Origin of the sequence: Amycolatopsis thailandensis (assembly GCF_042723255.1) — a bacterium.
Taxonomy (GTDB): domain Bacteria; phylum Actinomycetota; class Actinomycetes; order Mycobacteriales; family Pseudonocardiaceae; genus Amycolatopsis; species Amycolatopsis thailandensis.
Genome location: NZ_JBHXJK010000015.1, coordinates 1 through 11,956, shown reverse-complemented (window position 1 = coordinate 11,956; position 11,956 = coordinate 1). Strand labels below are relative to the sequence as shown.

Sequence of the window (11,956 nt, the reverse complement as noted above, 5' to 3'; positions counted from 1 at the left end):
CGAGGCATGGAATCGAACCTGTGCCCGCGGTGCGGCTGGCCGACGGCGGAACTGCCCGGAAGCGCGACGGACTCCCACCGGGTCTCCCAGGGGAGGCTGGAGTACGTCCGGTGTCTGTGCGGGAGCTGGCTCGCGCGGGTCGATGGCGTCGTTATCGGCGCGACGAAGTCCCAGTCGGGTCAGGCCAATGTCGCGTAGCTGATCTTGGAATGCGCCCTTCGGCGGCTGTCGGTCCAATCGATCAAGCTGGACATGTCGCCGGCGGTGACCTCGGGGCGTGACTGTCCGCAGGTGGCGCCGACTGGGATCGCGGTGCCTGATTTGGGTGCTTTGCGTAGTTTTGCGAGGTGGCAAAGGGGACTCATTTATGCGGTAAGTCGAATATGGCGTGGCCGATCTTGCAGGGCAGGCCTTCTTCGCTGCCTTGAGGGCAGGGTTCGGACTGGCACGCGGGCTGGTCATGGCCCGAGTGTCCTCATGGGACAGTTGGCGGCGATTGGGTGTCCGATTTGTGTTTATATGGGCTGTTCTGCGTGGGGTCGTGAGTGATGAAGAGGGTTCTAACCCTCTTTATCACTCACGACCCCTTCGCGAAGTCACGCAAAGTGCCCAAAACGGGCGCTCCAGCTGGAAGGTGTGTCTCTTGTGGACGGTCGAGGTTGCGATCTGCTCCCGCGGCCAGTTCAGGGCCGGCCGCCGAGAGCCCTGCCTGGCAGGAGACTCGATCACGCCTGCCCCTCAAGCCCCGAAACGCCACTCGCGACCCCATCGGCCAGGGCGGCCAAGCGCGCGACCTGCGGCGACCGCCACCGGTGACGATCAGAACCTGCTCAAGATCAACTTAGGCTCCGTGGCATCGGGGCAGGTCCGGCTCTGACGGACGGCGTGTGTGAAGTCGATTGTCCGGAACCCCGTCCTGCTCCGCTATTGACAAGATCGTAATCCGCCCAATACTTTTTCGTTCGTCACGTTGATGACGAACTGGGGATTGGGGGTAAGTGCGATGAAGGCTGTTCGTTTCTTCACGCGTTCGATGCTGCGCAGCATTCGCAGCAAGGAGTCGGGCTGGGTCATCTACTACATGGATTACTGAGTCTGAAGTGTTTTCCGGTTGCGGCGGCGATCTCGGGATCGCCGCCGCAACCACTTGTTCTGGGGGAACAATGCACACCATCGTCGACGGCGTGCCGGGCGGTCTGATGGCCGATCCGCTGCGCCATCTCCTGACGTGGGACCGGGCGGGCAAGCCGCCGGTCGTCCTGTTCGAGCCGGGTCGCTACCTGGTGTCCGACGCGGAGATCGTCCGTACGGTCCTCGCGAGCACGACCGAGCCTTTCGAGGCCCGCGCCGCCACGTTGGGGGCGGTCTCGGACTGGATCCCGGGTTCGGAGAAGAGCCGCCCGGTGAACGCCGCCATCGCGCGGGAGCTGGACACCGTGTTGCGTTCGCTGCCGCAGGAGCGGATCGAGGAGGAACTGCGGTCCGCGATGGGCGGCGAGGACTGGCCCTCGGCGGTCTCGGGCCTCTACCTGCGGTTGTTCGGCGATCGGCTGCTACCCGATCTCTCACCGTCGGCACGCAAGGCGCTGCATCGCGCGCTGTCGTTCTCGAACCGGCGTGACCGGGACAAATCCGCCGTACTCACGCTTCGTCGCCGGATCGCGCACAGCCGGGCGGAGGCCGCGCTCTACCGCTGGGCGTCCGACAGGGACGGTGACGCCGGATTTCAGAAGGCCGTCCACGACGCGGTCGGGTCGATGGACGATGTCGCGCTGGTCTTGCACGGCCTGATCGGGGCCCTGTGCCGGGCGACCGCGATGGTGCTCGCCTGGTGCGTGCTGCTCGACAGCGGCTGGCGCACCGGGATGCCCGTCGGCACGACGCTGACCAGGGGAGAGTCGTCCGCTCCGGTGGAGAACCGGGTCCGCGAGGCGCTGCGATTGTGGCCGACGGCGTGGTTGATGTCCCGGAAGGTCACGAGCCCGATCGAGGTCGGCGGGGTGGCGTTGTCACCGGGCGAACGGCTGTTTCTTTGCACTTTTCTCCTGCATCGTGACCCGCGAGTGTGGAATGACGCCGACGAGTACCTCCCCGCACGCTGGGAAAACCCGCCGGAGGGATATAAAGCCGTCTATCTTCCGTATGGTTTCGGGGCGGCGGCCTGTGTCGGTTCGCGTTTCGTGAGTCAGGCGACGGCGCGGGTTCTGGAATGCTGGAGTGAATTGCCGGCGGCGGCAATCGAGCTGCGGAAAGAGAATCCGGTGATGGGGCCCATTCTGGCCCCACCGGAATTCCGTTTCGCCGGGGCTCAGGTGTAGTACCCGGCCACCGGGACGCGGGCCTCGTCGTACAAGGCGGGGCCCTCCAGCCGTACGCCGGGACCGGTCGCGGGCGGCTTGAGCGCGGTGACCTGTTCACCGGACAGGGCGAAAACGACCCGCCCGAGACCGGAGCGTTCGATGGCGCCCTGGCACATCCCGCACGGCTGGCAGCTGGTGTACATGGTCGTCTCCGCCGCGGCGGCGGGCTCCAGTTCGCGGGCGGCCCACACGGCGAGTTTCAGCTCCGGGTGGAAGCTGATGTCCGATTGCGACACCGAGGTGTTGTGGTCCTCGGCCAGCACCGTGCCGTCGGGGCCGACGAGCAGCGAGCCGAAGGGCGGGTCGCCGTCGGCACGGGACTTGGCGGCGAGCTCGATGGCCCGGCGGAGGAACTTCTCGTCTTCTTCGGTCATGGGTTCAGTCCTGTTCGGTTCGGTATCGGCCCAGTTCCCAGTGGGCGGCGACGGTCGCCAAAGCCTGCCACGCGGACTCCGGTCGCAGGGTCTCTTCGGGGTCACCGGAGAACGGATCGAGCACGACCGTGTCGGCGCCGAGGTGGCGGAGCCGGTCGAGGTCGTCGACGATCTGCTCGATCGTGCCCTGTCCGGCGAGGCGGCCGGGGTCGGTGACCGGTTTCGCGGTGATGTCCAGCAGGATCCGCGGGGTGAACGCGGGGACCGGCCGCCCCTGGGCGTCGGCGATGGTCTTGACCCTGGTGAGCGCTTCGGTGAGCCAGGGGAGGGTGGTCCGCAGCGGGTGCCAGGCGTCGCCGACGCGGACGGCGCGGCGGATCCCGGCGTCGCTGTTGCCGCCGACCCAGATCGGGATGTCGCCGGCGCGGTAGTCGGCGTCGTCCGACCAGGCTTTCCGGACCGCGTCGAGGTGGCCGTCGGTCAGCCGTCCGCGCTTCTCGAACGGGACGTCGAGCGCTTCGAACTCCTGACGGGCCCAGCCGGACGCGACGCCGAGCACGAGCCGTCCGCCGCTGAGCTGGTTGAGGTTCGCGGCCATGCGGGCGATCAGCAGGGGATGCCGGTACGGGACGATGAGCACGGTGGTGCCCAGCCGGATCCGGTTCGTCACGCCGGCGAGCCAGGACAGGGTGGTGAACGGTTCGTAGAACGGCGCCGGGTACTGCTCGGCGACGTCGGGGGTGATGGCGACGTGGTCGGACACCATGAGCAGGTCGTAGCCGAGGCCTTCGACCGTGGTGGCCCAGCCGCGGAGGATTCCGGGGTCGGTCCCCGGTCCGAAATTCGGGACGTTTACACCTATTCGCACTGGTCAAGGCTATCGGCGCGGCCCGAAGACCGGGAAGAGATCTTTCCTGGCATAACGGCCTTCGTGCCGTGGATCTGCCGGTATTCTCGCCGGATGGCCGAGACTCTCGACGCGACGGACTGGGCGATCCTGGTCGAGCTCCAGAAGGACGGGCGGCTTCCGCTCACGGAGCTGGGGAAGCGGGTCAGCCTGAGCGCGTCGGCGACGACGGAACGGGTCAAGCGGCTGGAGTCGGCCGGGGTGATCACCGGCTATCGCGCCGAGGTCGATCTGGAGAAGGCCGGGTACGTGGTGCTCGCGGTGGTGCGGCTGAAGTACCCGGGCAGCAAGCACGCGCCGTTGCACAAGCTCCTGGCGGAGCGGACCGAGATCCTCGAATGCCTCCGGACGACCGGTGACGACTGCTATTCGCTGAAGATCGCGGCGCCGTCGATGGGGCGGCTGGAGGAGATCGTCAACGAGCTCGCGCTGTTCGGGAGTACGAACACCAACATCGTCTACAACCAGACGCTGCCTTACCGGGGGCCGCAGGGCCCGTGACCGGTGCGGTCACGGGCCCGTCGAGTGTCAGCCCCGGCTCACCGTCTCCCAGAGGCCGGTGACGTTGCCTTCCGGGTCCTTGAAGTAGGCGGAGAAGCCCATGTCGCCGACCGCGGTCCGCCCGACGAGGGTCGCGCCGCCCTGTTTCTCGATGACCGCGAGCGTGTCGTCGATGCTGTCGACTTCGAGCACGATCACCGGGCCGGACGCGACGCTGGACTTCTTGTCCATCATCCCGCCGTTGATGAAGCCCGGCTCCGCGGGAATCCCGCCGTCGCCGGTCGGCCCTGAGACGACCATCGTGTAGTCGATCCCCGGCGGGACGTCGATCTTCCAGCCGAAGACCTCACGGTAGAAGTCGCGTGCGCGTTCGCCGTCCTCGAAGGGGATCTCGAAATGCACGGCCCGTCCGGTCATGGTCATCAACTCCTGTCGTGGCAACGGGTTCGGAACGCCACCAGCCAATAGCCGGTGACCCCGGCGCACTAGAGGACTTGGCCCTCTCCGAACCACCGGCGCAACGCGGTGAGCAGCTCCTGCCGGTCTTCACCGGCCCATGCCACATGACCGTCCGGTCGCAGCAGCACCGCCGGTACGTCCAGTTCCTCGCTGACGTCGACGACGTGGTCGACGCGGTCCGCCCAGCCCCGCGCCGAAAACTCGCCGGTCTGGTCGAGCAGCAGGCCGCGGCCGCCGCGGGTCAATCCGTAGAGGTGCCCCTGCTTGAGGTCGAGGTCCCGCATGCGGCGGCCGAGCAGTTCGTGCCCGTCGCCGAAGTCGTAGCGGATCGCGGTCGCGGTGATCTTCTCGGTCAGGTAGCGGCTCACGTCTTCGAACTCCATCAGCTCCGCCAGCAGCCGACGGACCGCCTGGGAGCCTGGGTCGAGCGACATGAGCTGCATCTGCGCGCGGGTGTTGTCCAGGACCGCGGCGGCCACCGGGTGCCGTTCGCTCTGGTAGGTGTCGAGCAGGTCCGCCGGCGCCCAGCCGTTGACCGCGGCGGCCAGTTTCCAGCCGAGGTTGAAGGCGTCCTGGACACCGAGGTTGAGCCCCTGCCCGCCGACGGGCGGGTGGATGTGCGCCGCGTCCCCTGCCAGGAACGCCCGGCCGACGCGGTACCGCTCCGCCAGCCGGGTGGCGTCGCCGAAACGGGAGAGCCAGCGTGGCGAGTGCACACCGAAGTCACTGCCGGCGACGGCCTTGAGCTGACGTTTGATCTCCTCGAAGGTCGGTGGGACCCGGGGGTCTTCGGCCAGGCCTTCGGCGGGCACGCCGACCCGGTACACCCCGTCGCCGATTGGGGAGAGGCCGAACCGCAGCTGGGTCTTGCGGACCTCGGTCATCACGGCGAGCACCGTTTCCCAGTCCTCGGTCAGCTCCATTTCGCCGAGCAGAGTCTCGGCCGTGGCGGGCTCGCCGGGGAACCCGATGCCGAGGAGCTTGCGCACCGTGCTGCGGCCGCCGTCACAGCCGACGAGGTAGCGCGAGCGCAGCGTCGTGCCGTCGGCCAGCTCGACGTCCACCCCGTCGTCGTCCTGGCTCAGGCCGGTCACTTCGAGGCCGCGCCGGATCTCGACCCCTGCTTCGGCGGCGTGCTCGATCAGCAGCCGGTCGGTGACGGTCTGAGGAATGCCGAGGATGTAGGCGTGGGCGCTGTCCAGCGACGGCGGCGATTTGACGATGCCCGCGAAGGAACCGCCCACCGGATACTTCGTTCCGTTTTCGAGAAAGCGCTCCAGCAGGCCTCGCTGGTCCATCACCTCGATGCTGCGCGCGTGCAGGCCCATGGAGCGGACGACCTTGGACTGTTCCAGGTCCTTCTCCAGGACGACCACGCGAATGCCGTGCAGCCGCAGTTCGGCGCCCAGCATCATGCCGGTCGGTCCGCCACCGGCGATGATCACGTCGATCAAGAGTTCCCCCGTTTGTCGAGCTCGTGTTCCGGCGGGAGATTCTGCGGCACGACCGGGGTCTTGCCGCAAGCCCCCAGGTGCGCTATACGTTAGAAGTGGCAGGGAGAGCTGATCTCTCTGCCTTCGTCATTTCAGTCCGCAGTGGACGGACAAACCCCCGTTGGAATGAGTTCCGCCCGATGTGACCTGTGTCGAACATGTTCGCTACGAACTTGTTCGGAACGAACATGTTCGTTAAGCTGACCGCATGGCACCAGAGAAGAGCCGCCGGGAACGACCGGCCAAACCCGCGCTGACCCGTGACGGCATCGTCGCCGCAGCGGTCGGGATCCTGCGCGAGGAAGGCCTGCGGAAGGTCACGATGCGCCGCCTGGCGCAGGAACTCGACACCGGTGCGGCCTCGCTCTACGTCTACGTGCGCAACACCGCGGAACTGCACGCCGCGATCCTGGACGAACTCCTCGGCACGATCCCTTCACCGCCGCCCGAAGGCGGCTGGCGAGACCGCCTCGAACGACTGCTCACGGCTTACACCTCGATGCTGCTGGAATACCCCGGCCTCGCCCTGTCCGCGCTCGTGGCCCGCCCGAGCGGTGAGCATTACCTGCGGCTGTGCGAAACCCTGCTCACGCTCCTCGCCGAGGGCGATGTGCCACCCGAACGGCGCGCGTGGGGGATCGACCTTCTCTTGCAACACGCGACGGCGACCGCCGCCGAACACGCCGACGAGGACTCGCCGGAGGACTGGGACGCACTGGCGCGCGCCGTGCGCGACGCCGACGAGACGACCCACCCGCAGATCGCCGCCCACGCGGCCGACCTGCTCACCGGACGACCGGCGCAGCGGATGTCGTGGGGATTGCAGGTGCTGATCACCGGGATCGCGGACACCGCCGTACCACCCGAAAGGACCCTGACATGACCATCCATCACCCCATCGCGATCATCGGCGCCGGCCTCGGTGGCCTCACTCTGGCCCGCGTCCTGCACGTCAACGACGTCGAAGCCGCCGTGTTCGACCTGGACGCCTCACCGTCCGCGCGGACGCAGGGCGGAATGCTCGACATCCACGAGGACTCCGGTCAGGAAGCGCTCCGGGCCGCCGGTCTCCACGACGACTTCCGCGCGCTCGTGCACGTCGGCGGTGAGGCCATGCGCATCCTCGACCGGCACGCCGTCGTGCACTTCGAGGAAGCCGACGAGGGTGACGGCGGCCGCCCGGAAGTCGCCCGCGGTGATCTGCGAGACCTCCTGCTCGGTTCGCTGTCCGAAGACACCGTGCGCTGGGGCGCCAAGATCACCGGTGCTCGCCCGCTCGGCGGCGGGCGGCACGAGGTCTCCCTGGCCGACGGCACGACGTTCACCACGGACCTGCTGATCGGCGCCGACGGCGCGTGGTCCAAGATCCGGCCCCTGGTCTCCGACGCCCGGCCGGCCTACGAGGGGATCTCGTTCGTGGAGGTGCACCTCCACGACGCCGAGGACCGCCACCCCGCGAGCGCCGCGCTCATCGGCGGCGGCATGTTCTTCGCACTCGGTGCGGGCAAAGGGTTCCTGGCACACCACGACATCACCGGCAGCCTCCACGTCTACATCGCGCTGAAGACCGCCGAAGACTGGATCGCCACGATCGACTTCGGCGACACCACCGCCGCGAAAGCCGCCGTGCTGCGCCATTTCGACGGCTGGGACGAGGGGCTGCGCGCGTTGATCACCGACGCGGACGGCGACCTGGTGCCGCGGCCGATCCACGCGCTGCCGATCGGTCACCGCTGGGACCGCGTCCCCGGCATCACCTTGCTCGGGGACGCCGCCCACCTGATGTCGCCGTTCGCCGGTGAGGGCGCCAACCTCGCGATGCTCGACGGCGCCGAACTCGGCCTGGCCCTGGCCGCCCACCCCGGCGACGTCGAAGCCGCTCTCGGTGCCTACGAGCAGGCTCTGTTCCCGCGCAGTGAAGCGTCGGCGGCCGAATCCGCCGAATCGCTCGTCCGATGCTTCGCCGAGGACGCCCCGAAGGCACTGCTGGAGCTGTTCGCGTCCTACCGCTGAGCCACTCCGGCCGGCTGGGACCGCCTGGCGTAGGCGCGAGCGGCGCGGGCGCGGTCACCACAGCGCACGGAACACCACTGACGCCGTCCGTTGCGCAGGAAGAACCGCGTGCACGGCGGAGATCCGCAGGCGGCGATCCGTTCGGTGTCCGGCCCGGTGAGCAGGTCCGCGGCGTTCGCGGCGAGCGTCGCCAGCGCGTGTTCGACGATCTGGGTGATCGGATGCGACGCGGTCCGGTACAGCCCTCGAACCGGGTCCCAGCGCAGCAGTGCCGCGGTGGGCGCCTTGCTCAGCGCTTCGTTGACGGCGTCGAGAGCGCTCTGCGGAGCCGGATCCGAGCACGACCTCGACGCGAGCAGCACCCGTACCTGCTCCCGCAGGGAACGGACCAGCCCCGCGCACATCTCCTGCAGCCCGGCGTCGACCGGGGCGAGTCCCTGGCCGACGAGCCAGTCCGTCGCGGCGGCCGGGGTGCCGAGGAGGTCGGTGAACTGGCCGCCGGGCAACGCGATCGTGGTGTTGGCGAGCGCCAGCGCCACGTACTGCTCGTCACCCGGTGCGGGCGGCAGGGCAGCGGCGTCAAGATCGGTGTCGTCCACCTTCTCATGGTAGGCGCCAGGCTCAACCATGAGAAAGCCTCACGGAAACCATTGCACTCTTCCGTGAGAACTCGCTAACGTTGCTCACGGAAGAAAGCCTACCTATCCGTGAGGTGAAGGATGAACCAGATCAGTGAACAGCTCTCCGTCCGGGTCTTCGGCGGGCCGACCGCGCTGATCGACTACGGCGGCCTGCGGCTCCTCACCGACCCGACCTTCGACGAGCCCGGTCACTACGCGCGGCCCGACGGGAGACCGGGCCTGACCAAGACCGCCCCGGCTTCGATCGCACCCGCCGACCTCGGCCGGATCGACGCCGTCCTGCTGTCCCACGACGAGCATCCCGACAACCTCGACAACTCCGGCCGGAAACTGCTGGCCGATGTTCCGCTGACCCTCACCACGCCCAGCGGCGCGGGCCGGCTGGGTGGCACCGCGAAAGGACTGTCCACCTGGGAATCGGTCGAACTGACCCGGCCGGACGGGGGAGTGGTGACCGTGACCGGCGCGCCCGCGCTCCACGGACCGGAAGGCGCGGAGAAGGTCACCGGTGATGTCGTCGGCTTCGTGCTCACCGGCGAAGGTCTGCCGACGGTCTACGTCAGCGGCGACAACGCCTCGCTCGACGCCGTCCGGCAGGTCGCCGACCGGTTCGGCCCGGTCGACACCGCCGTGCTCTTCGCCGGGGCCCCGCGATTGAAGCCGGTTCTCGACGGAGCCCTGCTCGTCCTCGACAGTGCCCTGGCCGTGGAGGCGGCAAGGGTCCTCGGCGCCCGCACGGTCGTCCCCGTGCACATGGACAGCTGGGAGCACTTCACCGAAGGCCGCGAGGACGTCGTCGCCGCGTTCACCTCCGCCGGTCTGGCCGACCGGCTGCGGCTCGGCTGACGCGCGTTCACGGGCGCCGGGTGGCGCGCACGACGACGTCCTCCAGGGGAATCTGCCGGTCGCCGTGGATCCGCCGGCCCTCCTCGGCGGTGACGACCTCCCAGTCCGTCTCGTCCAGCCGTGTCGTAATGGCCGCAGCGGTCACCGACGCTTCGGCGGGCGAGGCGTGTCCGTGGCCGTGATGGCTGTGGAGGTGACCGACGATCAGCAGCGTGCCCCCGGGCGCCACCCAGCCCGCGAGCCGGTCGTAGAACTCCAGCTGCGGCATCGCCGGATGCGCGTAATGAGTCGTGACCAGGTCGAACCGCATGTCCGGTGACCAGCTGCCGAGGTCCGCCTCCACCCAGGTCACGTGCCCGGACCCGGCACGCCGGGCGGCGCGGGCCAGCACCGCGGACGAGATGTCGGCGGCGGTCACCCGCCACCCCCGTGAGGCGAGCCAGATCGCCTCCGCGCCCTCGCCGCAGCCCGCGTCCAGCGCCGTCCCCGGCTTCAGCTCACCGAGCTCCCGGGCGAGATACGGATTCGGCGGGCTCGCGGCGCCGCTCTCGCGCCAGTGCTCTTCCCAGTAATCCTTGTCGAACCCGTGCGTCATCGGTCGTCCCTCTCCGTTCGTCTCCGACGATCATGACGAGCATCCGGACGGAATGGCAAAACTTGTTGCCGAATGGCAAATTGGAGGCATGGACGAGGCACTGGGCCGCACGCTCGACGCTGTCGGGCCGAGGCTGAAACAGCTCCGGCAGCGCCAGGACATCACGCTGGCCGACCTCGCCCAGGAGACAGGCATCTCGACCAGCACGCTGTCCCGGCTCGAGGCCGGGCTGCGGCGTCCCACCCTGGAGCAGCTCCTGCCGCTCGCCCGCGCCCACGGCCTCACCCTCGACGAGCTCGTCGACGCGCCGCCGACCGGCAATCCCCGGGTCAACCTGCGCCCCATCGCCTGCGGGGACGGATCGACCATCCTGCCGCTGACCCGCAGACCCGGCGGCATCCAGGCCTACAAGTTCGTCCTCCCGCGCGGAAACGACGACGCCGAGCCGGACCTGCGCACCCACGAGGGATACGACTGGGTCTACGTTCTGAATGGCACCCTGCGGCTGGTCCTCGGAGACCACGACCTCACCCTCGAACCCGGCGAAGCGGCGGAATTCGACACTCGCACGCCGCACTGGTTCGGCGCCACCGGCGCCGGTCCCGTCGAGTACCTGAGTCTCATCGGACGGCAAGGCGAACGAGCGCACATCCGCACCGCGCCGTCCCTGTAGCGAGAAAGGAAGAAGCGTCATTCCCACCATCACGCCGAGCATTCCCACCCCGGACGGTCAGTCCGACGCCTTCGCCGCCTTCCCCGACGGTGGCGGCGAGCACCCCGGTGTCCTCCTCTACCCGGACGCCTTCGGGCCACGCCCCACGCTGTGGGACATGGCCCGCGAACTGGCCGGGCACGGGTACTACGTGCTGGTCCCCAACATCTTCTACCGGCACCGCCCGGCCCCGGTGTTCGACCTTCCCGAATACATCACCGCCGAGGTCAGGCCCGGGCTCTTCCAGCAGATCATGCCCCTCATCCAGGAACACACCGCGGAACGCGCCCTGCGCGACGCCGAGGCCTACCTCGGCTTCCTCGCCGCGCAGCCCGAAGTGCGGCCCGGACCGGTCGCCACGATCGGCTACTGCATGGGCGCCGTCCTCGCGATGCGCACCGCGACCGCCCACCCCGGCAGGGTCGCCGCCGTCGCCGGATTCCACCCCGGGGCCCTGGTCACCGACGCACCCGACAGCCCGCACCGCCAGATCCCGGCCCTCACCGCGAAAGTCCACCTCGGCCTCGCCGAGGGCGACATGACACCCGAGGCCATCACCGAGATCAGCCAGGCTTTCGACGCCGCCGGCGTCAGCTACAGCTGCGAGATCTACCCCGGCACCACGCACGGCTACACCATGGCCGACACCGACGTCTTCGACGACGCCGGATCGAAGCGCCACTGGGAGCGGCTGCTCGCCCTCCTCGACAACGGTCGTGAGTGGTAAGGACGATTCCGCCGTCCTTACCGGCGGCTGACGGGGGAGCCACTCTCAGCGTTTCTCTCCTCCGCTCCGTGAAGGCCTCCTTCACTACCTTCAGGGTCAGGGTCTCGGCAAAAGTCGCCTCTCCGCTGGTCAAGGAGGTTGTGAAAGCCACTTTCGCAACGGTGAAGGTTGTGAACGTGGCTTTCGCATCACGACCACCCCGGCCCGGCGGGCCCGGCGGCATCAAGCGTCGTGAAAGCCACTTTCGGGACATCAGACGTCCTGAAAGGGGGGTTGACGACACCCCGCCCCCCGGCCCCGGCAGGCCCCCGCCCCCCGGCCCGCGCGG

General features: G+C 68.8%; 14 protein-coding genes. 8 read left to right on the top strand and 6 right to left on the bottom strand.

Going from position 1 to position 11,956, the window contains the following annotated elements; translation table 11 throughout:
• The first annotated feature begins 6 nt into the window (after positions 1-6).
• Together ACFWMR_RS08625 and ACFWMR_RS08620 are read left to right on the top strand one after the other, a co-directional pair.
• Positions 7-198, top strand: a complete 192-nt coding sequence (locus ACFWMR_RS08625; protein WP_378377948.1) for a hypothetical protein — start codon at positions 7-9, stop codon at positions 196-198.
• 965 nt (positions 199-1,163) lie between these two features.
• Positions 1,164-2,318 carry a cytochrome P450 gene (locus ACFWMR_RS08620; protein ID WP_378377947.1) on the top strand — a complete coding sequence of 385 codons (1,155 nt, stop codon included), beginning with the start codon at positions 1,164-1,166 and terminating at the stop codon, positions 2,316-2,318.
• Here the strand turns inward: ACFWMR_RS08620 and ACFWMR_RS08615 are convergent.
• Together ACFWMR_RS08615 and ACFWMR_RS08610 are read right to left on the bottom strand one after the other, a co-directional pair.
• Positions 2,309-2,734, bottom strand: a complete 426-nt coding sequence (locus ACFWMR_RS08615) for a nucleoside deaminase (protein WP_378377946.1) — start codon at positions 2,732-2,734, stop codon at positions 2,309-2,311. The two genes, ACFWMR_RS08620 and ACFWMR_RS08615, sit on opposite strands and share 10 nt — an antisense overlap.
• 4 nt (positions 2,735-2,738) lie before the next feature.
• On the bottom strand, positions 2,739-3,602 hold the full coding sequence (locus ACFWMR_RS08610; RefSeq protein ID WP_378377945.1) for a TIGR03619 family F420-dependent LLM class oxidoreductase: 864 nt from the start codon (positions 3,600-3,602) through the stop codon (positions 2,739-2,741).
• A 93-nt stretch (positions 3,603-3,695) separates the two neighbouring features.
• Here ACFWMR_RS08610 and ACFWMR_RS08605 point away from each other — a divergent pair, with 93 nt between their 5' ends.
• Complete coding sequence (locus tag ACFWMR_RS08605; RefSeq protein ID WP_007034427.1) at positions 3,696-4,142, top strand: Lrp/AsnC family transcriptional regulator; 447 nt, start codon at positions 3,696-3,698, stop codon at positions 4,140-4,142.
• Positions 4,143-4,169: 27 nt separating this feature from the next.
• Here the strand turns inward: ACFWMR_RS08605 and ACFWMR_RS08600 are convergent, their stop codons facing one another.
• Both ACFWMR_RS08600 and rox read right to left on the bottom strand, forming a co-directional pair.
• Complete coding sequence (locus tag ACFWMR_RS08600) at positions 4,170-4,559, bottom strand: VOC family protein (protein WP_378377944.1); 390 nt, start codon at positions 4,557-4,559, stop codon at positions 4,170-4,172.
• A gap of 68 nt (positions 4,560-4,627) precedes the next feature.
• Positions 4,628-6,055, bottom strand: coding sequence for a rifampin monooxygenase (gene rox, locus ACFWMR_RS08595; RefSeq protein ID WP_378377943.1), 1,428 nt, complete (start codon positions 6,053-6,055; stop codon positions 4,628-4,630).
• Positions 6,056-6,302: 247 nt separating this feature from the next.
• Between rox and ACFWMR_RS08590 the strand changes: the two genes are divergently transcribed.
• Together ACFWMR_RS08590 and ACFWMR_RS08585 are read left to right on the top strand one after the other, a co-directional pair.
• On the top strand, positions 6,303-6,977 hold the full coding sequence (locus ACFWMR_RS08590; protein WP_378377942.1) for a TetR/AcrR family transcriptional regulator: 675 nt from the start codon (positions 6,303-6,305) through the stop codon (positions 6,975-6,977).
• Positions 6,974-8,107 carry an FAD-dependent oxidoreductase gene (locus ACFWMR_RS08585; RefSeq protein WP_378377941.1) on the top strand — a complete coding sequence of 378 codons (1,134 nt, stop codon included), beginning with the start codon at positions 6,974-6,976 and terminating at the stop codon, positions 8,105-8,107. The genes ACFWMR_RS08590 and ACFWMR_RS08585 overlap by 4 nt, the downstream gene beginning before the upstream one ends.
• On the opposite strand, the gene ACFWMR_RS08580 is transcribed toward ACFWMR_RS08585, so the two are convergent.
• Positions 8,098-8,736, bottom strand: coding sequence for a CGNR zinc finger domain-containing protein (locus tag ACFWMR_RS08580; RefSeq protein WP_378377940.1), 639 nt, complete (start codon positions 8,734-8,736; stop codon positions 8,098-8,100). The genes ACFWMR_RS08585 and ACFWMR_RS08580 overlap by 10 nt on opposite strands.
• Before the next feature lie 90 nt (positions 8,737-8,826).
• Here ACFWMR_RS08580 and ACFWMR_RS08575 point away from each other — a divergent pair, with 90 nt between their 5' ends.
• Positions 8,827-9,594: an MBL fold metallo-hydrolase gene (locus tag ACFWMR_RS08575; RefSeq protein ID WP_378377939.1), complete on the top strand. Its 768-nt coding sequence runs from the start codon at positions 8,827-8,829 to the stop codon at positions 9,592-9,594.
• Between the two features lie 7 nt (positions 9,595-9,601).
• Here the strand turns inward: ACFWMR_RS08575 and ACFWMR_RS08570 are convergent, their stop codons facing one another.
• The gene (locus ACFWMR_RS08570) at positions 9,602-10,189 is read right to left on the bottom strand and encodes a class I SAM-dependent methyltransferase (protein ID WP_378377938.1); all 588 of its coding nucleotides are present in this window, start codon (positions 10,187-10,189) and stop codon (positions 9,602-9,604) included.
• Positions 10,190-10,277: 88 nt separating this feature from the next.
• On the opposite strand from ACFWMR_RS08570, the gene ACFWMR_RS08565 reads away from it, so the two are divergent.
• Together ACFWMR_RS08565 and ACFWMR_RS08560 are read left to right on the top strand one after the other, a co-directional pair.
• Positions 10,278-10,862: a helix-turn-helix domain-containing protein gene (locus ACFWMR_RS08565; protein ID WP_378377937.1), complete on the top strand. Its 585-nt coding sequence runs from the start codon at positions 10,278-10,280 to the stop codon at positions 10,860-10,862.
• Between the two features lie 19 nt (positions 10,863-10,881).
• Positions 10,882-11,628 carry a dienelactone hydrolase family protein gene (locus ACFWMR_RS08560; RefSeq protein WP_378377985.1) on the top strand — a complete coding sequence of 249 codons (747 nt, stop codon included), beginning with the start codon at positions 10,882-10,884 and terminating at the stop codon, positions 11,626-11,628.
• The last annotated feature ends 328 nt before the right edge of the window (positions 11,629-11,956 follow it).

Bases quoted from the DNA above. Each gene is read 5' to 3' on its own strand.
- ACFWMR_RS08600 (WP_378377944.1), bottom strand. From the start codon at position 4,559: ATGACCGGACGGGCCGTGCATTTCGAGATCCCCTTCGAGGACGGCGAA.
- ACFWMR_RS08580 (WP_378377940.1), bottom strand. From the start codon at position 8,736: ATGGTTGAGCCTGGCGCCTACCATGAGAAGGTGGACGACACCGATCTT.
- ACFWMR_RS08575 (WP_378377939.1), top strand. From the start codon at position 8,827: ATGAACCAGATCAGTGAACAGCTCTCCGTCCGGGTCTTCGGCGGGCCG.
- ACFWMR_RS08615 (WP_378377946.1), bottom strand. From the start codon at position 2,734: ATGACCGAAGAAGACGAGAAGTTCCTCCGCCGGGCCATCGAGCTCGCC.
- ACFWMR_RS08605 (WP_007034427.1), top strand. From the start codon at position 3,696: ATGGCCGAGACTCTCGACGCGACGGACTGGGCGATCCTGGTCGAGCTC.
- ACFWMR_RS08625 (WP_378377948.1), top strand. From the start codon at position 7: ATGGAATCGAACCTGTGCCCGCGGTGCGGCTGGCCGACGGCGGAACTG.
- ACFWMR_RS08620 (WP_378377947.1), top strand. From the start codon at position 1,164: ATGCACACCATCGTCGACGGCGTGCCGGGCGGTCTGATGGCCGATCCG.
- ACFWMR_RS08570 (WP_378377938.1), bottom strand. From the start codon at position 10,189: ATGACGCACGGGTTCGACAAGGATTACTGGGAAGAGCACTGGCGCGAG.
- ACFWMR_RS08590 (WP_378377942.1), top strand. From the start codon at position 6,303: ATGGCACCAGAGAAGAGCCGCCGGGAACGACCGGCCAAACCCGCGCTG.
- ACFWMR_RS08585 (WP_378377941.1), top strand. From the start codon at position 6,974: ATGACCATCCATCACCCCATCGCGATCATCGGCGCCGGCCTCGGTGGC.
- ACFWMR_RS08565 (WP_378377937.1), top strand. From the start codon at position 10,278: ATGGACGAGGCACTGGGCCGCACGCTCGACGCTGTCGGGCCGAGGCTG.